The sequence below is a fragment of the Mesomycoplasma lagogenitalium genome (assembly GCF_029854295.1).
Taxonomy (GTDB): Bacteria; Bacillota_I; Bacilli_A; order Mycoplasmatales; family Metamycoplasmataceae; genus Mesomycoplasma_A; species Mesomycoplasma_A lagogenitalium.
Window position 1 is genome coordinate 593,413 of the sequence record NZ_CP122979.1, and the last position, 23,578, is coordinate 616,990.

The following is a 23,578-nucleotide window of genomic DNA, read 5'->3' on the forward strand; positions in this document are numbered from 1 at the left end:
TTTTTATTTTTAATAAATGAAATTAACATTAGTTATTAATTTTAAGTATTTATTTTTGTTTTTTTTAAATATGTTAAAATTAAATAATGAATAAGTTTATGCAATTGTTAAAAAATGAAAAAGTAGAGTGAAAAACAATAGGTGAAATTAGTGAAGTTTTAAGCGGGAAAAAAGGTGCAAAATATTTTAATATAAAAGAAAATGGAAAATTTCCACTATACTCTGGCAAAGTTAAAAATAATGGAGAATTTGGAAGAATTGATGAATATGATTTTGATGGAAGATATATAACATTTACAATAGTGGGCGATGCTGGTGTATTTTTTCTAAGAAATGGTAAGTTTTCAATAACAGATAATTGTGGATTATTATATTCTAAAAATAATTTTGTGTTAACTGAATTTATTGGATTGTATTTACAAAATTTTGGAAAAAAATATGTTAAGAAAGAAGCTACTAGAGAATCTTTAACAACGGGAATAGTTAAAAAAATTAAAATTCCAATACCTTCTTTAAAAACTCAAGAAAAAATAGTGCAAATTCTTGATAAACTTTCTAATTTAAAAAATGAATTAAATCAAAAATTGAAAATTGAACTCAATTCTAGAATTAAACAATATGAATATTATCGTGATAAATTATTGAGTGAAGAGTATTTAAACAAAATTACATATAATTTAACTCACGACACACACACACACACACACACAGCAAAATCATAATGAATTTAGTATAAATTCAAATAAGATTTTGCCTGAAAAAGCAGAAATTTCATTAGATCAATATTCTAATTCTATTAATAAAAAATTTATTTGAGAACTAACAATTTGAAATATAAAATTTTCTGGAGTTAAATCATATAAACAAAAAAATGTTTATAGATATAAATACTTTACCGTTAGGGAAATTAATAAATTAAAAGACGAAAATGGAAAAATAAAATTTTTAACAACTAATAAAAGCAACGTTTTTGTAAATGAAAATGATGTAAAAAGTTTTGTTGTTAACAGGGAAGTTGTTTGCATACCTTGAGCAAGTGATCATCCCATTGTTCAATATTATAATGGCAAGTTTATTACAAATGATAATAGAATTGCAACATCAATAGATAAAAATATATTAAGTAATAAATTTTTGTATTATTATTTTCAAAATAATATTGAAAAAATAAAAGAATTTTACACAGGTTCAACAGTTAAATCGCCGAATATGAGTAAAATTTTAGATATGGAAATTTGATTGCCACCACTAGAATTACAAAATAAAATTGTTGCTATTTTAGATAAATTTCAAGATGCAATTGAAAATTCAAAGGGATTATTACCGCAAGAAATTAAATTAAGAGAACAGCAGTATGAATATTATCGAGATAAATTACTTAATTTTAAAAAATAATTTTTGCATATAAATGAAATCGCCTTTTTATAAAGGTGTTTTTTATTTACTTTATTATTGATAAATTTAATTAAGTTAAAAATTAACAATAAATTTTTAATTTATTTTTTAAATAGGTTAAATTAGGTTAAAATTAAATAATGAAAAAGTTTATGCAGTTGTTAAAAAATGAAAAAATAGAGTGAAAAACATTAGGCGAAGTTTGTGAAATAAAATCTGGAGAAACAATAAGTAAACAAGTAATTTTAAAAAATCCCGGTATATATCCAGTAATTAACAGCGGAATGGCACCGCTGGGATATATTAGTTTTTGAAATGTAGAAAACGATCCTATCGGCATTACATCTAGAGGTTCTGGAGTTGGAAGCATTACTTATCAAACGGGTAGATATTTTAGAGGTAATTTAAATTATTCGGTGTCAATTAATAACCAAAAATATCTTAATACACGATTTTTATATCATTTACTTTTAAATTATCAGGGTGTTATCCGCAAAATATGTACATTTAATGCTATACCCGCATTAAATACTTCGGAATTAAAAAAAATAAAAATTCCAATACCTTCTTTAAAAACTCAGGAAAAAATAGTGCAAATTCTTGATAATCTTTCTAATTTAAAAAACGAATTAAATAATGAACTTAATTCTAGAATTAAACAATATGAATATTATCGTGATAAATTATTGAGTGAAGAGTATTTAAACAAAATTACATATAATTTAGTCCTCGACACACACACACACACACACACGCAAAATCATAATGAATTTAGTATAAATTCAAATAAGATTTTGCCTGAAAAAGCAGAAATTTCATTAGACCAATATTCTAATTCTATTAATAAAAAATTTATTTGAGAACTAACAATTTGAGATAAAAAATTTTCTGGAGTTAAATCATATAAACAAAAAAATGTTTATAAATATAAATACTTTTTAGCTAATGAAATTAATAAATTAAAAGATGAAGATGGCAAAATAAAAATTTTAACAACTAATAAAAGCAACATTTTTGCAAATGAAAATAAAGTAAAAAACTTTATTGTTGATAGAGAAATTGTTTACATCCCCGGAGGCGGAAATCCCATTGTTCAATATTATAATGGCAAGTTTATTACAAGCGATAATCGAATTGCAACATCAATAGATAAAAATATATTAAGCAATAAATTTTTGTATTATTATTTTGAAAATAATATTGAAAAAGTAAAAGAATTTTACAGGGGTTCGGGAATTAAGCATCCAGATATGAGTAAAATTTTAGATATGGAAATTTGATTGCCGCCACTAGAATTACAAAATAAAATTGTTGCTATTTTAGATAAATTTCAAGATGCAATTGAAAATTCAAAGGGATTATTACCACAAGAAATCGAGCTAAGAAAAATGCAGTATGAATATTATCGTGATAAACTACTTTCATTTAATATTGACATAACTTCAGAGAGAGAGAGAGAGAGAGAGAGCAAAATTCAATAGAAATACCTAATTCCTATTGAATTTTGCTTGAACAGGCAATTGAATATATAAAAAATAAAATTTATAAAAAAATTATTTATTTAAAACTATGTGATAAAACAATCACCAATTCCATTAATACCGGTTTAAATCCAAGAAATAATTTTAATTTAAATGATGAATCAAATGAAAAATTAGTAGCTTGATACATAACAACAAAAGATTATTCGGAAAACCAAGAAATAATATTTGATATTAATAAAACTGCTAAAATAACAGAAGCTGCTAGAAAATTAATTAATAAAAGAAGTAAATTAGAGAAAAATGATATTCTATTTTCTGGTATAGGAACAGTAGGAAAAGTTGCACTTGTTGATTTTGAACCTTATAATTTTGATATTAGCGAATCTACTTATGCAATTAAAATAAATCAAAATAATATAATACCAAAGTTTTTGATGCATTATTTAAGATCTTCAATAGTTCAAAATCAAATTTTTAAAGATTTAAAAGGTAGTACCTTAAAGGGTATTAGAAAAGTTCAACTAGAAAACTTATTAATTCCAATTATACCTCTAGAAATTCAAAATAAAATTGTTAATATTTTAGATAAATTTCAAAAGGCAATTGAACATTCAAAGGGGTTATTACCACAAGAAATTAAATTGAGAGAAAAGCAGTATGAATATTATTGTAATAAATTGCTTTTATTTGATGATAATCGATTTTAAAAAGAAAATTTAATAATGGCGGTTATGAAAAAGTATATATTTTTTAAAAAAATCAGACTGGTTTTAATACAGTCTGATTTTATATTTAAATTAATTAATCTTTAAAATAATTGATTGGATCTTGAATATCGTATTTGGATTTAGGTTCATATTTTGAATTTGTTCCAGCTGGAATTCTGTGTCCAACAATAATATTTTCTTTTAGTCCTTCTAATTTATCAACTTGTGAAGAAATGGAAGCGTGAACTAAAATTTTGGAAGTTTCTTGATATGAAGCAGCGGCTAAAAATGAATCTGATAATAACGGAGTTTGTTTAGCTCCTTTAATAACGATTTGACCAAATGCCGGTTTTTTACCTTCTGTTAATAATTGTCCATTAACTTCTTGATATTCAAACACATCCACTAATGATCCAACAAATAAATTAGAATCACCTGCATCAGTAATTAAAATTTTAGAAAGCATTTGACGAATAATAATTTCAATGTATTTATCACTAATTGAAATTCCTTGCATTCTATATAATCTTTGAACTTCTTTTAGTAAATAATTTTGCACTCTACGAGCATCAGTGAAATTTAATAACTCTTTTAAAATAATTGGACCTTCAGTTATTTTCTGTCCTGGAATAATATTATCATGCAATTTAACTCTTAATTTACGGTTAGGTTGCACATGGAATACTTTTTCTAGTTCATTGTCTTCATTATCTTTATATTTAACTCTAACTAAAATTGCACCTGTTATATTACCTGCTTTATCTTTTAATTCTTCAATTGCAGAAACATAACCTTTTACTGGTGAAATTTGTGCTGGTTTTCCTCATGGACGATCATAGGCATCAATCAATTCAATTAATCTAGTAAATCCACCAGTAATATCTTCAACTCCGGCAACTCCTCCTGTATGGAATGTACGCATTGTTAATTGAGTTCCCGGTTCACCGATTGATTGAGCAGCTATAATACCAACAGCTTCTCCAATGGCAACAATTCTATTGGTTGCCAAATCTTTTCCATAACATTTTTTACATACACCATTTCTAGTATGACAACTTAAAATAGAACGAATTTCAACCTCTTTAATTCCCGCATCAACGATTTCTTTTGCTATTTCTGGAGTAATAAATTTGTTTGAATTTACAATTAATTCTCCAGATTCAGGATGATAAATTGGTGAGTTAGTATATCTTCCTTCAATTCTTTCAAAGAGTGAAACAATTGAAGAGTTAGTTTTAGTATCAATAATTTCTTTAACAACAAAACCAAAATCTGAACCACAATCGCTTTGTGTTACAACGATATTTTGAGCAACATCAACTAAACGGCGAGTTAAATAACCCGATTTAGCAGTATTAAGTGCTGTATCAGTTCCCCCTTTTCTAGCACCGTGAGTTGAAGAATAAAATTCATAAGAAGTTAATCCTTCTAAAAAGGAACTTTTAACAGGAACTTCAACAGTTGAACGCACAACTCTTTCGTTTTCAGCATCGGCTTTTAAGGTTTTAACGTTATTCGCCATTAATCCCCGCATTCCTGCTAATTGAACGAAGTTGGAAATATTTCCCCTTGCTCCAGATTTCATCATCATAAAAATTGGATTATCTGGTTCATTATTTGTAACATTGTTTAAATCTTTTTGAATTTCATCTTTAATTTTAGTTCATTTATCAATTGTTAAAATATATCTTTCATCATCAGTTAACATTCCCATTTTAAAGAAATCATTTAATTCAGCGGTATATTTTTCTCCTTCTAAAATAAATTCATCCTTTTTAGGTGCTAATTTAATATCACCAATAGAAATTGATGTTCCAGATAACATTGAATATTTAAAACCTAAATCTTTAATTTCATCTAGAATTTCAGCAACTAAATTTGTGTATTTAAATCAAATTTTTTCTAATAATGTTACTTTTTCTTCTTTTTCTAATTCACGATCAATATTGTGATTGCTAATTTTAATTTTTTTATAAATATTTTCAAATTCTTCAACAGTAAATTTAGCTAAATTAGTTGCATGTTTTGCAGAAATTTTTTCATTTTTATAATCAATTAATTTCGAATATAGTTCTAATGAATTTTTATAATTATCAAAATTTAATTCTTTTACCACTGAAGCAACATCTTCCATTGAAACAACAATGTCAAAATTATCATAAGTTTGTCTAATAATTTTAGCAATATGTTTTTTATTTAAAGGTTCATTAAATGGAAGTTGCTTAATAAATTCTGCTAAATTCGTTCCTTTAGGAGCCACATATTTAGCAATTTGATTTTCTTGATTTAAATATAAATTATCAACATCAGTATCAAAAACAAATGGGAAATTTTCTGGAAATGCATTATTAAAAATGAATTTACCAACTGTTGAAATGATATAACCATTGGAAGAAATTTCAATTGATTTTTTTACTTCTGAAAAAGGAAGAGCAACTCTTGCATGTAGTGAAACCGCGCCAACTTCGTGTGCACGAAGCATTTCATTATAAGTTCCAAAAAATCTTCCTTCACCTTTTCTTCCTTTTTCGCTTTTATCTTCTTTAGTTAAATAATATAACCCAAGAATCATATCTTGCGATGGGTTAACAATTGGTTCTCCATCTTTTGGACCTAAAATGTTTTTATTAGCAAACATTAGTTCTCTTGTTTCCCTAATTGCCTCTGGAGAAATTGGCACGTGAACAGCCATTTGATCACCATCAAAATCGGCATTAAATCCAGCTGTTACAAGTGGGTGTAATTTAATTGCACGACCTCTAACTAAAACCGGTTCAAAAGCTCTAATGGATAGACGGTGCAATGAAGGAGCACGGTTTAATAAAACCAATTTTCCTTCAATTACTTTTGCAACATGTGGTCAAATAATTGGATTTAATTCTTCAATCATTTTTCTTGCACTTTTTATCGATGATGATAATTCTTGTTCAATTAATCTTCTAATAATTCATGGTTCAAATAATTTAGCCGCCATTTCCCGAGGTATTCCTACTTGATGCATTTTTAAATTAGGACCAACAACGATAACACTTCTACCTGAATAATCGACTCTTTTTCCAAGTAAATTTTGTCTAAAACGCCCTTTTTTACCTGTTAAAGCATCTGAAATCGATTTTAATGGTCTTCCATCTTTTGCAGAAATTGGCGCTGGACTTCTTCTTTGATTATCGATTAATGCATCAACAGCTTCTTGAATCATTCTTAATTCGTTTTGAATAATTAAAATAGGGGCATCATTTTCATATCATTTTTTCAAACGATTATTTCTAATGATGATTCTTCTATATAATTCGTTTATATCGCTTGTTGAATGTCTTCCTCCATCCAATTGAATTAATGGTCTTAAATCAGCGGGAATAACTGGTAAATTAGTTATCAACATTGAAAGAGGATCTTGCCCTGAATTAATAAAAGAATTAATAACTTGTAATCTTTTGTATAGTTTATCTCTTTCTTGGATTTTGGTAGATGTTTTTTTCTCAGGACTTAAATTTTGAATTTCATCAACTAATGTCTTGATTTTATCTCTTTCCTCTTCTAAATTAATATTAGATAAAAGATATTTAATCGCTTCAGCTCCTGTTGAAATTTTAGCATCAGAATATTCTTCAATAATTTCGTTTAATTCATAAAAATCAATTCCATATTCTTTTCCTAATTTCGAAGTCGCTCTTTCACTTAAATCTTTTAGTGCTTCGGATAACTCTTCATATTCTTCGGTATCTGGTTCATACTTTTCCCTTATTTCTAATAGAGCATCTTTATAAATAACACCAGCTTCATTTAATTCGATAATTTGATTTTTAGGAAGAGCTTTAATCCCTCCAGATTCTAAAATAATGTGGGCTTTGTAGTAAATTAACGATTCTAAAGATGATTTTGAAACAGCTTTATTACTATCTTCAGTTTTTATTCCTAATAACTTAGAAATAATAGAATGGTCGATTCTGAAAAATCAAAAGTGTACAACTGGTGAATTTAATGCAATATGTCCCATTCTTGATCTACGAGAAATTTTAGGTAAAATTTCAGATTTAGAACTTTTACATAATTCAGTTGCTGAACAGTTTGTTCCTTCATTAGATTTTTTATATTTTCTACCACAAATAGAACATTTATAATCGATAACTGGTCCGAAAATTAATTCATCAAACAATCCTTCTCTTTCAGGTTTAAAAGTTTTATAATTGATGGTTTCAGCTTTTGTAACTTCACCATTTGATCATTCTAAAACATCTTCAGAAGTTGCGAGTGAAAGTGAAATTTTATCAATTGAATTTTCATCAATTGTCGCATATTTTCTTGTAATTTTATTATTTTTGTTTTTGTTCATTAATATTCACCATCCTCATCATTATAATCATCATAATCATTATTTTTTGATAAATATTCTTTAATAATATCTGGAGAATATTCATCTTCAAGACTGATTTCATTTGAATCATATTGAATTTCTCTTTCAACCTCAGAAAAATCTGCTTCTTGATAATTTTCTTTTTTATGAACTTCTAATTTAATTCCTAAACCTCTTAATTCATATGCTAAAACATTAAATGATTCAGGCATTCCTGGTTTTGGAATTCTTCCTCCCGTTGCTAAAACATTATAGAGAATATTTCTTCCTTGAATATTATCTGATTTATAAGTTAAAATTTCTTGTAAAACAGTAGTAGCACCAAACGCCTCTAGCGCTCATGTTTCCATTTCTCCGAATCTTTGTCCACCATTTTGTGATTTACCACCAAGAGGTTGTTGAGTAATTAAAGAATAAGGACCAACACTACGAGCGTTCATTTTATCATCAACCATATGTTGAAGTTTAAGCATATACATAACACCGACTGAAACTTCATTATCAAAAGGAATTCCTGTCATTCCATCATATAATTTAAATTTACCAGAAGTTGGTAAATTAGCTTCTTTTAAAACGCTTGTTATGTTATTATTTTTCACTCCATCAAATACTGGAGAAACGAATTTAACATTTAATTTTTTAGCAGCCATTCCTAAATGAAGTTCTAGCACTTGACCAATATTCATCCTTGAAGGAACCCCTTGTGGATTTAATAAAATATCTACCGGTGTTCCATCTTCTAGATAAGGCATATCTTCTACTGGTAAAACTAAGGAAATAACACCTTTGTTTCCGTGGCGACCTGCCATTTTATCTCCGACTTTAATTTTTCTTTTTTGAGCTATAAATACTTTAATAATTTTATCAATACCATCTTCTAAAACATCACCTTGAGCTCTTGATAAGATTTGAACATCAATAACAGTTCCTGAATCACCATTTTTAACTTTTAATGATGTATCTTTTTGATTAGATGCTTTATTTCCGAAAATAGCATTCATCAATTTTTCCTCTGGTGTAGGATTATCTTCCCCTTTAGGACTTGTTCTACCTACTAAAATATCTCCAGTACTTACTTCTGAACCGATACGAACAATACCGTTTTCATCTAAATGTCTTTTTGAACGAGTAGATGCATTGGGTATATCGTAAGTTAAAATATCATCTCCTGCTTTAGAAGCTCTAAATTGAATTGTTTGTTCTTCTATATGAATAGATGTATAAACATCATCTTTTACTAGTTTTTCACTAATAATAATTGCATCTTCGTAATTAAATCCATTTCAAGTAGTAAATGCTACTAAAACGTTTTTTCCTAATGCTAGTTCCCCGTCTTTTGTTGATGGACCATCACAAATTAAATCGCCAGCTTCAACAACATCTCCAACTTTAACAATTGGTTTTTGAGTAATAACTGTTCCTTGATTAGATCTTTCAAAAATTCTTAAATTATAATTAGTAATTTCGCCTTTTTCTTGTTCTTGAATTTTAATTTGTTGTGAATCGACAAAAATTACTTTACCAGCTTTTTTTGCTCTTAAATTTGTTGCCGCATATTTTGCAACATCATATTCCACCCCGGTTCCAACTAGTGGCGCTTCTGAATCGATTAATGGAACTGCTTGTCTTTGCATATTAGCACCCATTAATGCCCGATTAGCATCGTCATTTTCTAAAAATGGAATTGCACTTGAAGCGATTGATGTCATTTGTTTTGAAGCAACATCAATATAATCAACTTCTGTTGGTTTAACCATTAAATATTGATGATCTTTTCTAACTGTAATTAAATCACCGATTATTTTATTATTTTCATCAACTTCAATCGAAGATTGAGCAAAAGTAAAACCATATTCTTGTACAGCGGTTAATCATTCAACTTTATCATAATTAATAATTCCATCTTCTACAGGATAATATGGTGCTTGAATAAATCCGTGTTTATCAACCTTTGAATAAGATGCTAAATTTAAAATAAGTCCGATGTTTTGTCCCTCGGGTGTTTCAATTGGACAAATTCTTCCATAGTGAGTTGCATGAACATCCCGAACTTCGAATTGGGCTGTATCTCTATTAAGACCTCCAGGTCCTAATGATGTAACTCTTCTTTTATTTGCTATTTCTGCAAGCGGATTAATTTGATCCATGAATTGCGATAATTTTGAAGTGTTAAAAAATGATTTAAATTGATTATAAATCGGTTTGTTATTAGTGATTGTTTTAGGATTAATTTTTTCCAATTCTTTTGAAGAAAGTTTTTCTTTAGCGTGTTTTTCTAATTTGGTTAATCCAATTAAAAATTGATTTTGTAATAATTCACCAACTCCAACAACCCTTTTATTTACAAGTGAATCTGGATCATCTTCTTTTCCTAAATTATCTATTAAATTAAAATAGTATGAAACTGTTGCGATTAAATCGGAAATTAATAAATGCATTTCAGTTGATGTTGGATCATTTGCAATAACTAAAATTGGTTCTTTGTTTAATTCTAGTGATTTTTTATTTGGTCACACTTTTACCATTACAACTTTATTTCTATTAATTAAATTTTTATGAGCTTCAAGTTGTTTTCCATAAACTTCCGGTGTTATATCCGGAATTTCTGTTGTTGGTAAAATTTCATTATCAAATTGTCTTTGAATTTTTAAAGCAATTTTTGGAGTAATAAAAGTACCTTTTTTAAATAATACTTCTCCGTTAACAGAAACTAAATCTTGTGCTAGATAAGTTTCTAAAATTCTTTCTACTAAATTTAACTTTCTATTTAGCATATATCTACCAGTTTTTGAAAGATTATATCTACGATCGTTAAATAAAGTTAGAGGAATTAAATTAGCAACGGCATCATCGGTGATTCTATCTCCTTTTCTAATGATACGATAAATGGTTTCAAGATTTTCTTTACTTGAATCAACTTTTTCCTTTTTAAGCGATTCTTGTAAAACTTCAGAATTACCAAATAAAGTGGTAAAAGTTTCTTTTTTCAAACCTAGACCATTTAAAAATGTTACTAATGGAATGTTTTTATGTTTATCAATTCTTATTTTTACTGTATCTGTTGAATTACCAGTAACTCTATGAAAAATTTCAATTCATGAACCTAATTGTGGTAAAATTTCAACTTTGTTAAATAAATCATCTGCTTGTTTGTTACGCACATTTTTACCAAAATAAGCTCCTGCTGATCTGATTAATTGAGCTACAATAACTTTTTCTGAACCATTTATAATAAATGTTCCACCACTTGTCATTAAAGGAACTTCACCATATAAAACTTCTTTATCGTCTAATTCCCCAGTTTCTACTGTATGTTTTCTTAAAAGGGCATAAATTTTTCCAACATATGATGTCCCTTTTTGCTTTGCTTCTTTTATTGCATTAAATTCATTTTCAGGAACATCAACTCTCACTGTGCCTGGAACATATTGAATTTCAATTTTTCCATTTGTTGAAATTATTGGATAAATTTTATTTAACGATTCTTCAATTCCCTCTTTTAAAAATCATTCAAAAGATTCTCTCTGTGGTTCTAAAAAATCTGGTGTCTCTAATGTTACTTTAGTTTTTGAATAATCTCTTCTTTCCGAAGAATGACCGAATTTTCTTATTTTATATGACATTTTTCTCCTTTTTCTTTCGTAAATGATATGAATTATACCAAATTTTTATTAAATAAAAATAAAAAAACAAACTAGATTTAAATAATCTAGCATTTTGTTTTTTTAAAAATTAATTTTTTGTTTCGTAAACAGAAGCAAATTTTCTATTTCTTCTTGTTTCGAATTTTACATATCCATCAATGAGTGAATAAAGTGTATCATCGTTACCACGACCAACATTGTTTCCTGGGAAAATCTTTGTTCCTCTTTGTCTAACAATAATCGCTCCTGCACTCGCTAATTGACCATCACTTAATTTAACTCCTAGACGTCTACCTATAGAATCTCTACCGTTTCTGGTTGATCCAGCTGCTTTGGTTTTTGCCATTTTAAATTATCCTTTCAATTCTGTTATTTTTACACGAGTATATGGTTGACGATGACCCAATTTTCTTTTATGTGTAGATTTTGCATTGTGACGATAAACAACGATTTTCTTTGCTTTTCCTTGTTTTTCTACAATACCTTCAACTACAGCACCTTTAACAAATGGTGTTCCAACTTTTTTATCAACTACAAGAACTTCGGAAAATGAAACTTTTTCACCTTCTTTTGCATCAATTTTTTCAATAAAAATTGTATCTCCTTGCTTAACAATAAGTTGTTTTCCACCTGTTTTAATTACTGCAAACATTACGTCCTCCTTATAGTGGCTCATCCTTAAGGCGCATTTCTGCTTGTAAGCCTTTTTGGAATGGTTACATTAGGTAACTTTTAAATTATATAACATTTTAAAAATTATTAAAGTTTTTTCTCATTTTTTTCTAAAATGATAATTTGAAAGGGTTTTAGTTCTTTTATTTTAGTATTATTAATGTTTTCTGAATTATAACTATCATATTTCACAACAAAATTTTTACCGACTATATTATGTAAAAATTTTTTATTTTTATTAGAAAAGTTTAAATAAATCATATGAGATTCAAAATTATTTAACTTAATTTTAAATACATCAGGATAAAAGTACATTGAAAAAATAATTTTTTTAGAAATAGAATAATTAGTAAAATACATTTTTTTAAAATATAATAAATTTTTAACTCATCATCAAACTGAATTTTTATTTTTATAATTTTCTAAAAGATTATTTTTTAAATAATTTTTAGGAGTTAAATAATAACTAATTTCTTTTTCGTTTAATCCCATCGCTTTATTGCTATTTCAGGCAAAATTAACTTTATTATTTTCTTGAGAAATTTCTGGATGAATTTTTTTATTTTTTACATCTGAATTTAAAATATTTTCTTGTCCTATTTCATCGCCTTGTACAAGATAGAAATTACTGTCAAATAAAATGAAAAATCCTAAAATAAATTTCTGTAAATACTCTAGTGTTCCTTGTTTTTTTGATAATCTAGAAGCGATTTTTCCATATTCTCAGTTGTTAAAAATAAAAGTTGAATAATCTTTAGAAAGATTTTGCATTTTTAGAGCAAATTTAAGCATTTTCAATCAATTGTATTTTTTAATTTCAATTTTAAAGTCTTGATCATTCAATCAAAATTCACTAAAATAATCAAAGATAAATTCATCAAACTTTAATAAATTGAGTTGCTCTGTATTTTGTTGATAAAAAGTTTTATAGTCTAAAATGGCAATTAAATTAATATCACTAATATTTTCCTTTATTTTTTCCATTAAACTATTAATAACTAAATGCGAACTTTCATCAATAGAAAGTTTTGGAAAATTTACTTTGTATATATTTTTAAAAATAATCCCATCAATTTTTAAAAAATTATAAAATTTAATTATTTCTAAAAATTTTTCAATTTTACTTTGAACCATTCACTCAACATCAATAACTTTAGTTACATCTTGATTTTCCATTTGAATAGTTTCATCTTTTATTTTTAATTCATTTTCGCTAACATCATTTTTTAAAATAGTTTGCAAATTTTCAAATTGTTTAAAGTAAGAATCTGCTTTATCAAAATCAAAAATCATATTAATTTTAATATCTTTCATTTTTAAAAGCTGAACCATTTTTTTAAAATCGTCAATTGATCCATAATGTTTTTGGATAAAACTTCTTGGCTTTAATTCCTCATAGTTTTCTAAAATTGAAGGAAAAACTAGATTATCAATTTCTAATTCTTTAAAATATAGATGTTTTTCAGCAATTCCTAAATAATCACCAACTCCTGATGAATTAGAATCATAAAAATATCGAGGAAAAATTTCATAATAAACTTTTCGAACATTTTTTTTCATAATTATCCTTTCCATTTTAAAAATTTGTATAAAAACGCTTCAAAAGCATTTTTTTCATCCAGTATACCTGCTTTAATTTCATAATCGATATTCGCAAGTTCTTCTATTCATTTTTTAATGCTACTAATTCCTACTTTTTTTATAAATATATGAGCTTTTTTAATTCTGAAAATATGTAATGAATATTCTTTTGAAATTTCTAAATCGTTTTTCTTTTCTTTTAATAAACTATCAACTATAAAGCAATCGTTAAAAAATGAAAAAATTTGTGAAATTAAAACATTTATGGATTGACCCATTGAAACATTTTTTTTATATAAAAATAAAATTCTTTCAAAATTCATTTCGCTAATTGCATCAATAAATGCAAAATCATTTTCTTGGAAATTATTCATAACTAATGCATCAATTGTTGACAAATTAATTGTAGGATTATAACTAATGAGTTTATCAATTTCTTTAGTGATAAAGTATAAATCATTTGGTAATAGTGTCGAAAGTTTTATTGCATCAATTTCCGAAATAAAACCATTTTTAGATTTGACAATTTTCATTATGTATTTGTAAATTTCATTATTTTTAATGCTCAAAAATTCTTGTGTTTGAGCATTTTTTAATAAATAATTTCTTAGTAAATTTTTTTTATTTTTATTAATATTTTCTTCTGTTTTTTCTATAAAAATAAACTTTTTATCATTATGGTTATTTTTATTTAAAAAATCAATAATTAAATTTAATTTTTCCTCTTTTTCTTTTAGCAATAAATTATCAATTTTAACAATTATTAATTCTTTACTACTAAAAAGATTATTATTTTCAATATTACTTAAAAACGAGATAAAATCACTATTTTCGTTAACATTAACAATTTGATAATCGCTAAATTTTTTAGCGATTCTTTTTATTTCTTGTTGAATTAAAAAATCTTCATTTCCATATAAAAAAAACATAATTTAATTATATAACATTTTAAGTTTATAAATAATTATTTAGCTATTTTAAAATTTATTGTTTTTAAATTAATAAAACCCTCTAATTAGAGGGTTATTTATAATAATAATTTTTATAGTGTGTAATTTTTATTGTTCTTTATTTTCTAGTAAACTAGTATCTGGTTTATTATTTTTAAATCAAAATAAAATTAAATATATAAAATATTAAAATAATCAATATTTACTTTTACCTAATTTATGTTATTTAAAATTTTGAAAATTTTTGATATTTATTCACTTTTTCTTTTTTAATTTTTTCGTTTTCATATTTAAAACATAAAGTATATTCGCCTTTAATGGATTCGGGAAGTTGTTCTAAAATTTCTTTTGCATTTCCATAATAATGCTTTTCATAAAGTTTTGTAATTTCTTTAGATAGAAAAATTTTTATTTTTTCTTTAAATACTAATTCCAGATCATTAATTGTTGCAATTAATTTATGTGGCGAAACATAAATTATATAAATTCCTTCATTTAATTCTTTTAATTGCTTAATTCTTTGTGAACTTTTATCCTTTAAAAAACCTAAAAAAGTAAAAGAACCTTCAAACGGTGAAATAACAAACGAAGACACAAAAGCCGTTGGACCTGGAATTATTTCTAAATTAATTTTTAGTTCATTACACTTTTTAATTAAAGAAAACCCTGGATCTGAAATTTTCGGCATTCCTGCATCGGAAATTAATGCTATTTTATGTCCTGAATTAAAATATTCTATTATTTTATTTGTAATCTCTTTTTCATTAAATTTATGATAAGAAATTAATTTTTTATCCTTAATGTCGTAATGAGAAAGAAGCTTGAAACTAACTCTAGTATCTTCACACAAAATTATGTCAACTTCTTTAAGTGTTTCCAAGGCTCTTAAACTAATATCTTTTAAATTTCCAATCGGAGTTCCGATTACAAAAATTTTATTATTCATTAATTTCCTCAACAATATTATTTATTTTTACTAAAAGAGCTGATTTTTGCAATTTAAAATTAATATTATATTCACACTTTTTTTCAAATTCATTAATAGCAACTAAGATTTTTGCAATTTTATGATTAGTTAAATAAGTTTTTTTCATAATAAAACTATAAGCTTTTTTAGGAAGGTAAATGTTTTGATTAAATAATTTTTCAGTAAGAAAAATTGAAATTAGTTTTAAAAAGATTTCATTATTGTCATAAGTTCAGTTTTTTATTAAAAAATTATTTAAATAAAATCATTTTTCCTTTTCTATTGCATTAATAAAATCATTAATATTATTTTTATATTGCTCAAAATTTTGTTCGTTAAATTCCAATCCATAATTAGATAATTTTATAATTAAATTTTGATATTTATCAAAATTATTTTTTATTAACATTTCATTAAGGTGTTTTTCCAGCTTAGTAAAATTATTGCAATTTATTACAAATGAACGAGAAATAATTGTTTTTATTACTCTTTTAATATTTTTGGTTGTCATTATTATTAGCGTATTAGAAAAGGGTTCTTCAATTGTTTTTAATAAAGCATTGATTGCGTTGATGTGAGCTTTATCAATATCAAAAATAATAAATAGTTTAAAATCATTTTCATTAAAATTTGTAAATGAATTTTTTTTAATTATTAATTCAATATTTTCTTTTGTTAATTGAACATTTGTCCCATCAATAACAAAAGCATTGTTTTTTAATTTTTCAACACTATCAATCAAATGACCTTTGGCTTTTGAACAAAGAAAAAATAAAATTTCAAATAATTGCTCATCACTATAAGAACTTAATAATCAAGAATGAAAAAATTTTTGGTTTTTAAAAACATTTTCAATTATTTTTTTGGATTCCATATAGTTTTTAATATATTGCCTTTTTTTCTATTTTTTTACTTAAAATTTCATCAATTTTTTCTTGCACTTTTTTAAATACCTTATCAGGAGTTAATGAAGCATCAATACTAATAAAACGTTTGTGGTATTTTTTTGCCATTTTTTCATATTGATCATAAATTTTTTGAAAATAATCAGTGGATTTTTTTTCAATTCGATCATCATTGTGATTAATTTGAGCAATTAATCTTTTTCTAGATTCTTCTGGAGTTAATTTTAATAAAAAAGTATAATTTGGCTCTGTTTTGTCGGTGGCAATTTCATTTATTTGCTCCACTTTATCAGAACCAACACCGCCAGCCGCTCCTTGATAAGCGATGGATGAATCAATATAACGATCACAAATAACAATTTTATTATTTTTTAAACTAGGTCAAACTACTTTTTCTAAATGGATTCTTCTAGATGCGGCAAATAAAAGTGTTTCTGCCATTGCTGAAATGTCATTTTTACTATCTAAAATTATTTCACGAATTTTTTCCGATTCTTTAACCGATTCTCCTCCCGGTTCGCGGGTAAAGACAAAATTTTTTTCTGGATATTTTTTTTCTAAATATTCTTTAAGCATTTTAATTATTGTTGATTTGCCGCAACCATCTAATCCTTCAAAAGTTATAAACATTATTTAATTTCCTTTCTATTGTCTATTGATTCTTTTATAGAAAATTCATCCATATAATCAATTGATGAACCAATTGGAATTCCAAAGCTGATTTTTGAAATTTTCTTGTTTGTTTTTTCTAATAAAATTTTAGCTAAATAATTAGTAAAAGTAAGTCCTTCCATTGTTGGAGAAAATGAAATAATAATTTCAGAAAATTCTTGGATTCTTTTTAATAAATTTTCAAGATTTTGATTTAATTCTTCTCTATTTTTATAATCAAAAATAAAATATTTTCCGTCAAAAATTTTATTATTTTCCATTTTTATAACATCATTATTGCTTTCTATTAATAATAACTTTTTAGTTCTTGATACATCTAAACAAATGTCACATTGTATATTTTTTGTAATAAAATTACAGGTAATGCATTTATTAAGATTTTGATTAACTGTTTTCATTGAATTTATTAGTTCATTTAAAGTTTGGTAATCTAAATTTAAAATATAAAAAGCAACTTTTTCAGATTGCTTTTTAGTAATACCTGGAATTTTCTTTAAACTTTCAATTAATTTTTCAAATTCCGGTCCAAACATTTATATTCCCATACCCTTTGGCATTAGTTCATCGTGTTTTTTATCTAATTCTTTTATTGCTTCATTAATTGTTAAAATTATAATATCTTCTAACATTTCCTTATCATCAGGATCAACCAAAACTTCATTTATTTCAATTGATTTAATTTGACGATTGCCCAAAACAACAAGTTTAACACCTTGCTTTTCAAATGTAAATTCTGTTGAATTTAATTTATCTTGTTTATTTGCGATTTCTTGTTGCATTTTTTTAGCTTGTTTCATCATTTCTTGTATATTCATAATTAACCTCTTTTCTTTTTAATTATATTATTTATTTTTTAAATTTGTCTCCAAAAATAAACGAAATTTTTTCCTGATTTAATTCATGCTCTGTTTTTTGTTTTATTTCAGGTAAATCCTCAAAATGTTCTGGAAGTGTTTTAGTTAGTAAAAGTCTTTTTCATTTTTCTGATGCAATTTTAAATAATTCTTTGGTTATTGCAAAAAAATGAATTTCTGAGCCAAAAACAACTTTTAAAAATTGTTTAAAATTAACATCTTGTTTATGAGCATTTAAATTTCAAATTGCAAAATATTTTTCAGGTTCTGTAGAAACTAAAATAAAATTTTCACTAGCTGTTATACATTTAACTTCCGACATTCATTCGATATATTCTTTATATTCTGGAAAGTAAGAAAATAAATCCAAATTAGCTAATTGCTCTTTTCTTTTTTCTTTAAAATCCTTTAAATTTCCAGCTTTTTTATATAAACCAAAAAGATTAATAACTTCATCAACAGTTAAAATATCTTCTTCTAAAACATTATTTCCAAATGCTTGTGTATCGCTCAAGGCAAAAAGGGACATATCAATAGTTTGATTTAAAATTTCATCCTTTTGATCATCGCTGTTTATTTTATTATCTAAGTTAGTATCATATGATAAATCGGGATAAACATTTATTTCATTTTTAATAATTTCAGGTTCATCAAATGTTTCATTTAAATCTTCTTCTGCTATTTTTTCATCAAAAACATTTAACTCGCTAGATAACGCTTCTTGTTGTAAATTTGTTTCTATTTTGCTATCTGAATATAAAACAGAATTATCAATTTGATCTTTATTAATGCTTTCGCTAAATTGTTTTTGACTGATAATTGAATTTAAATCTAGATCATCTTTGTCTAAATCAAGTTTCAATGTTTGTTTATTTGATACATTCATTTCTTGATGTGCTTCATTGGGCTTAATTATTTCCTTATCTAAATTATCTTCTGTTTCCGATTCATTTAATAAAATTTGATTAGTTTGATAGATTTTATCCTTATTTACACTTTCAAAGCTTTTATCATTTAATAAACTTTCATTGGTTAATTCTTTATTTGCCTCAAAATCATTGTCTAGTGTAATAATTTCTGTTGTTCTTTTTATTAAACCACTGTCAAATAAATCTTTAGAAAATACTGATGAATTTTCATCAACAGAATTATTTAAATTGTAATTTCCTGTATTTCAATTTTCTGTTTCAAAAACATTAGTTTTTTCTTTTTCTTGAACAATGTTTTTTTCATTAGTATTAAAAAAGTCTTTTTCAAATAAATTTGTATTATTTCCATTTGATTCATTAGACAATTCTTTTGGGGGTTCAAATAAAGGATCTAATTGATGTAATTCTTCATTAATTTCAAAAACATTTTCATTTATTTCATTTTTTTCAATTAAATTAAATTCTTCACTTTCTTTCTTATGATTATCATTATTAAAAATATTATTATTTATTGTATTTTTAAGATTAAGCGAATTAATAGCATTATTAACTTCGGGAATGTTTAGAACTTCATCAATTGTTAATTCCTGTTTTGGCTCGATTATTTCTTGAGTAAAATCATTTTCATTTTCTTTTAAAATATTTTCACTTTGCTTTATAAATAATTCGCCACTTTTTTCAAAATCCGCCAATTTTAATAGTGATAATTCCAATAATTGAAATGGAAATTCCGAAAAACGCAATTCCTTTGCCAATTCTACTAAAATATCCATAATTTTAAATGCAAAATTAGATGATAAATTAATTTTTTCAATCTCTTCTTTTTGAAGCAATTCTGACAATTCAGCTTTTTTAATCTTTTTAAATAATAAAAAATCTCTTATTGCAGTTATTAAATCATTAACTAGTAAATTAATATCCGCTCCTAATTCAAAAATTTGTTTAATTTTTTGAATTAGGCTATAAAAATTTTGTTTTTCAATTAAATTCAAAATTTCAATTAAATTACTATGAGCTACCAATCTGAAAACTTTTTCAAGTGCTTCGTTTGTAATATTTTGATCATTAAAAATTGAAACTTGTTCTACCATAGACAATGCATCACGCAATCCGCCATCAGATAATTTTGAAAGTTTTAAAATTGCTGAATTTTCATATTTTATATTTTCTTTATCTAAAATATTAATTAAATGTTTATAAATTACATTACTATTAATTTTCGAAAAATTAAATCTTTGCAATCTAGATAAAATAGTTAATGGAATTTTATGCGGATCGGTTGTAGCTAAAATAAAAATTATATGTTTAGGAGGTTCTTCTAATGTTTTTAAAAGTGCATTAAAAGCTGATTTAGAAAGCATATGAACTTCATCGATAATATAAATTTTATATTTAGAGTGGGAAGGAAGATTTTGTATTCTTTCTTTTAATTCTCTTATTTCATCAACACCATTGTTTGAAGCGGCATCCATTTCTATGATATCCAGCGTTCTATCGATGTTAATAACACATTCATCGCAAGGTTTTAAAATATCATTTTTATGAATACAATTAATAGTATTAGCAAAAATTTTAGCAACTGAAGTTTTACCAGTTCCTCTAGGACCAGAAAACAAATACGCATGTGATAAACGATTATTTTTTATAATATTTTCCAAAGTTTTTATAATATACTCTTGACCTTGAACTTCTGAAAAAGTTTTTGGTCTATATGTTCTATAAAATGCCTTATATGCAAGATTTTTCACTTTTACTCCTTTTTTTATAATTTAATTTATATAAAAATTTTAACAAATATAAAAATTAAAATTAATAAATTTTTAAAAATATTTTTTTATATTTTAAAACATAAACATATTTAATTTTTTGTTTTGATTTTATCTCAATATTCTTTTATTTTCATTTCGTTTTTGTTATTAGAAAATTCAAAAAATTTTGCATCCGTTAACTCATTAGGTAGATATTGCTGTTTTATATAATTATCTTCATAATCGTGGGGATATTTATAATTTACACCGTGATTAAATTTAGATGCATTTTTATAATGATCATCTTTTAAATGATTTGGAATATCATAGATTTTGCCACTTTCAATTAAATCTAAAACCCTTTTTGTAGCTGAGTATGTAGAATTACTTTTAGGACTTAAAGCAAGTTCGATAATAATATTTCCCAATGGCAAAATTGCCTCTGGCATACCTATTCTTTCAGCAACATCAATTGCACTTTTTGCCTTTAGTGCAATTATTGAATTTGCCAATCCCACATCTTCATATGCTACACATAAAATTCTTCGATATAAACCTTCAAAATCACCCGTTTTTATAATGAGCATTCCATAATAAAGTGATGCATCAACATCACTTCCTCTTAATGATTTATGAAATGCACTTAAATTATTGTAATGAGCATCGGCATTTTTATCACTATAAAAATTAATATTAGGAATTATTTTTTCAATCAACTCATTTGAAATTTTTTTGTTTTCCGAAATTTTCATTAAAAGTTTTAAATTACTTAAAATATTTCTAATATCAAAATTAGAAAAATGAATAATTTTATCTAAAACATTTTCTTCAATTTTATTTTTAAAATTCTTTTCAACTAATTTAAATAATGAACTTTTAATTTCGCTAAGATTTGGTTTTTCAAATTTAAGAATTTGCATTCTACTTCTAATAGCAGGATTGATTTTAAAATATGGATTTTCTGTAGTAGTTGCATAAATAATTATTTTTTTGTTTTCTAAAAAAGAAAGTAAAATGTCTTGCTTATCTTTATTTAAGCGATGTATTTCATCAATTATTAAAATTTCATTATCATTGATTTTGCTAATTAAACTTTCTTTATTTTCAATTGATGCATTAAAAGTATCAAATTTCATATTCATATTTGTTGCCACAACTTTTGCTGTAGAAGTTTTCCCTATTCCACTTTCACCATAAAAAATAAAAGAAGTATTATCTTTTAATTCAATAATTTTTTTTAATAAAAACTTAAGATGTTCTTGTCCAATTATTTCATTTAAATTTTCTGGATAAAAATTAAATTCTTTTTTATTTTTCATCATTTAGCTTTTCTATTTTTTTTGTTAATTTTTGAATTGTAAATTTTTCTATTTTATTTTTCACAGTGCCAAAATGTGTATCGACTATTAATGAAATGGATGATTTAATTTCCCTTGATTTTTCCATTATTGTTTCCGCATTTTTTAAAATAGTATTAGCTTGTTTTTCAATGTGTTTAATAGAATTATTTAAAATACTAGTTTTTAATAAATCGAATTCTTCTAAAATTTCCTTTTTTTCTTTAAATAGAATTTCTGCATCAGCTATTTTCTCTCTTTCGTTAATAAAATGTTTTATTACTGAAAGGAAAGAAATTAAATATGCTGGTCTAATGATATAAATATTTTCATAATTGTGAGCTTTAGAAATTAAAAATTCTTTTTCCATCTCTAGTTCACTAACTAATAGAGCAAAATCGGCATTTTTTTTATCTTTATCTTTTTTCAATTTAGGTAAATAATCTACATTTTTTTTATTACCAGTTTCTCCTTGACTTTTTGCTTCTATTAAAATTCTACCTAACAACTTTTTAGAATCATTCCTACTAAAGACATCAAAAATAAAATCAGCTTTTGTGTTTTCAATAATTTCATTGTCTTTGTAAAAATTGCAATTTTCCTCAAACGAAATTGCTTCTTGTACCTGAGCAAAAATTCAATTTTCCAAATTTTCGCCAATCAATTTAATATTTGAAGAACGATTTCTAGTTAATTCATCAAGTTTTTTTTCAGCTTCACTTATTTTTATAAGTGTATTATAATCTCGTTGAGTAAGTTCTAATTTATGTTCGGCTAACATTTTACTTTTAATGTTATTTCTACTTTCTTCTAATCTAATATTTTCTTCTTTGCTTTCTTGCAAACTTTTTTGAATTTGTAAAAATTCATCACTTTTTTTATACTCTTTAACTGCTTCGAGCATAATTTTTTCTTTTTCTAAATCAAAAGTTTTTTTTTCGTTTTCCAACTTTAAAATATTTTCTTTTAATTGTTCGATTAATTTATTTTTATTTTCATATTCAATTCCTGATTTAAATTTATTAATAGCATCTATTTCCGCTTTATTTAAATCGGATTTTAGATTATCGATAATAATTTTTTGCTCATTGATTTTTGAAATCCCACTAATATATTCATCGCTTGCTTTAAATTCCTTTACCGCTATATCTTTAGCATTTTTAGCAACTTTCGAATCAATACTATTTTTTAACGAACTTAAATAATTTTCAATATCTTCGTCTTTATATTCATCGATGTAAAAAAAATCACCTTTTTTTGCATCATCTAAAATTTCAAATTTAAATCTTGGTTCATATTCAACTATTTTTACTTTAATTTTTTTATTCATAATTCTCCTTATTTATCAATTTAAATTATACATAATATTAAAATTTATT

Annotated in this window: 18 protein-coding genes; 4 read left to right on the forward strand and 14 right to left on the reverse strand. The window is 24.8% G+C overall.

Annotated features, from left to right (window positions below; all coding sequences use genetic code 4):
• Positions 1-86: 86 nt before the first annotated feature.
• The 4 genes from QEG99_RS02395 to QEG99_RS02410 all read left to right on the forward strand — a co-directional run bounded on the left by QEG99_RS02395 (position 87) and on the right by QEG99_RS02410 (position 3,586).
• Positions 87-722, forward strand: coding sequence for a restriction endonuclease subunit S (locus QEG99_RS02395; protein WP_280101606.1), 636 nt, complete (start codon positions 87-89; stop codon positions 720-722).
• A 28-nt stretch (positions 723-750) separates the two neighbouring features.
• A complete protein-coding gene (locus tag QEG99_RS02400) occupies positions 751-1,395 on the forward strand; it encodes a restriction endonuclease subunit S (RefSeq protein ID WP_280101607.1) in 645 nt (214 codons plus the stop codon).
• Between the two features lie 140 nt (positions 1,396-1,535).
• A complete protein-coding gene (locus QEG99_RS02405; protein ID WP_280101608.1) occupies positions 1,536-2,876 on the forward strand; it encodes a restriction endonuclease subunit S in 1,341 nt (446 codons plus the stop codon).
• 23 nt (positions 2,877-2,899) lie between these two features.
• Positions 2,900-3,586, forward strand: a complete 687-nt coding sequence (locus tag QEG99_RS02410; protein WP_280101609.1) for a restriction endonuclease subunit S — start codon at positions 2,900-2,902, stop codon at positions 3,584-3,586.
• Between the two features lie 94 nt (positions 3,587-3,680).
• Here the strand turns inward: QEG99_RS02410 and QEG99_RS02415 are convergent, their stop codons facing one another.
• From QEG99_RS02415 to QEG99_RS02480, 14 genes are all read right to left on the reverse strand, one after another.
• Positions 3,681-7,919, reverse strand: a complete 4,239-nt coding sequence (locus QEG99_RS02415) for a DNA-directed RNA polymerase subunit beta' (protein WP_280101610.1) — start codon at positions 7,917-7,919, stop codon at positions 3,681-3,683.
• Positions 7,919-11,563 (reverse strand): DNA-directed RNA polymerase subunit beta, encoded by a 3,645-nt coding sequence (gene rpoB, locus QEG99_RS02420; protein ID WP_280101611.1) that lies wholly within the window; start codon positions 11,561-11,563, stop codon positions 7,919-7,921. The genes QEG99_RS02415 and rpoB overlap by 1 nt, the downstream gene beginning before the upstream one ends.
• A gap of 109 nt (positions 11,564-11,672) precedes the next feature.
• The gene (gene rpmA, locus QEG99_RS02425) at positions 11,673-11,930 is read right to left on the reverse strand and encodes a 50S ribosomal protein L27 (RefSeq protein ID WP_280101612.1); all 258 of its coding nucleotides are present in this window, start codon (positions 11,928-11,930) and stop codon (positions 11,673-11,675) included.
• A 6-nt stretch (positions 11,931-11,936) separates the two neighbouring features.
• Positions 11,937-12,236 carry a 50S ribosomal protein L21 gene (gene rplU, locus QEG99_RS02430; protein WP_280101613.1) on the reverse strand — a complete coding sequence of 100 codons (300 nt, stop codon included), beginning with the start codon at positions 12,234-12,236 and terminating at the stop codon, positions 11,937-11,939.
• Positions 12,237-12,343: 107 nt separating this feature from the next.
• Positions 12,344-13,816, reverse strand: a complete 1,473-nt coding sequence (locus QEG99_RS02435) for an alpha-amylase family glycosyl hydrolase (protein ID WP_280101614.1) — start codon at positions 13,814-13,816, stop codon at positions 12,344-12,346.
• A 2-nt stretch (positions 13,817-13,818) separates the two neighbouring features.
• Positions 13,819-14,766: a DNA polymerase III subunit delta gene (gene holA / locus QEG99_RS02440; protein WP_280101615.1), complete on the reverse strand. Its 948-nt coding sequence runs from the start codon at positions 14,764-14,766 to the stop codon at positions 13,819-13,821.
• Positions 14,767-15,013: 247 nt separating this feature from the next.
• Complete coding sequence (gene rsmI / locus QEG99_RS02445) at positions 15,014-15,733, reverse strand: 16S rRNA (cytidine(1402)-2'-O)-methyltransferase (protein WP_280101616.1); 720 nt, start codon at positions 15,731-15,733, stop codon at positions 15,014-15,016.
• Positions 15,726-16,628, reverse strand: coding sequence for a hypothetical protein (locus QEG99_RS02450; RefSeq protein WP_280101617.1), 903 nt, complete (start codon positions 16,626-16,628; stop codon positions 15,726-15,728). The genes rsmI and QEG99_RS02450 overlap by 8 nt, the downstream gene beginning before the upstream one ends.
• A 7-nt stretch (positions 16,629-16,635) precedes the next feature.
• The gene (gene tmk, locus QEG99_RS02455; RefSeq protein ID WP_280101618.1) at positions 16,636-17,289 is read right to left on the reverse strand and encodes a dTMP kinase; all 654 of its coding nucleotides are present in this window, start codon (positions 17,287-17,289) and stop codon (positions 16,636-16,638) included.
• On the reverse strand, positions 17,289-17,864 hold the full coding sequence (locus QEG99_RS02460; RefSeq protein WP_280101619.1) for a toprim domain-containing protein: 576 nt from the start codon (positions 17,862-17,864) through the stop codon (positions 17,289-17,291). The genes tmk and QEG99_RS02460 overlap by 1 nt, the downstream gene beginning before the upstream one ends.
• Positions 17,865-18,146 carry a YbaB/EbfC family nucleoid-associated protein gene (locus QEG99_RS02465; RefSeq protein ID WP_280101620.1) on the reverse strand — a complete coding sequence of 94 codons (282 nt, stop codon included), beginning with the start codon at positions 18,144-18,146 and terminating at the stop codon, positions 17,865-17,867.
• Between the two features lie 31 nt (positions 18,147-18,177).
• Positions 18,178-20,862, reverse strand: a complete 2,685-nt coding sequence (gene dnaX, locus QEG99_RS02470) for a DNA polymerase III subunit gamma/tau (RefSeq protein ID WP_280101621.1) — start codon at positions 20,860-20,862, stop codon at positions 18,178-18,180.
• A gap of 110 nt (positions 20,863-20,972) precedes the next feature.
• Positions 20,973-22,181: a replication-associated recombination protein A gene (locus QEG99_RS02475; protein WP_280102362.1), complete on the reverse strand. Its 1,209-nt coding sequence runs from the start codon at positions 22,179-22,181 to the stop codon at positions 20,973-20,975.
• Positions 22,171-23,529, reverse strand: a complete 1,359-nt coding sequence (locus QEG99_RS02480) for a DUF2130 domain-containing protein (protein ID WP_280101622.1) — start codon at positions 23,527-23,529, stop codon at positions 22,171-22,173. Before QEG99_RS02480 ends, QEG99_RS02475 begins: the two co-directional genes overlap by 11 nt.
• Positions 23,530-23,578: the final 49 nt, after the last annotated feature.